Consider the following 246-nt stretch of genomic DNA (forward strand, 5'->3'; position numbering starts at 1 on the left):
GCCATTTTCACACCGACTTCTTCACAGGTAGGGATGATTGCTTTCAAGAAATAGGCGAAGTTTTCTCTCAGTTTCTCCTCATCGACCTCTTTATAAGCTTCAAATAAAGCTTTGACTTTGGCTAAACGTTCTGGTTCCCAACCAGGTAATGAAAAATCGTTGCTTGAATTTTCAACTTTGCGGATGATTTCTTCAGGATCCTCAGGGATATCTTTAGCGATATAAGCTAAGGTTGAAGAACCATCT

At 39.8% G+C, this 246-nt stretch carries 1 protein-coding gene; it reads right to left on the reverse strand.

From position 1 onward, the window contains the following. A partial coding sequence (locus RYX56_RS24465) for a mannonate dehydratase (RefSeq protein ID WP_317124401.1) occupies nucleotides 1-246 on the reverse strand: 246 nt, incomplete at both ends.

It is taken from the genome of Alkalihalophilus lindianensis (assembly GCF_032843265.1).
Classification (GTDB): Bacteria; Bacillota; Bacilli; order Bacillales; family Bacillaceae_D; genus Alkalihalophilus; species Alkalihalophilus lindianensis.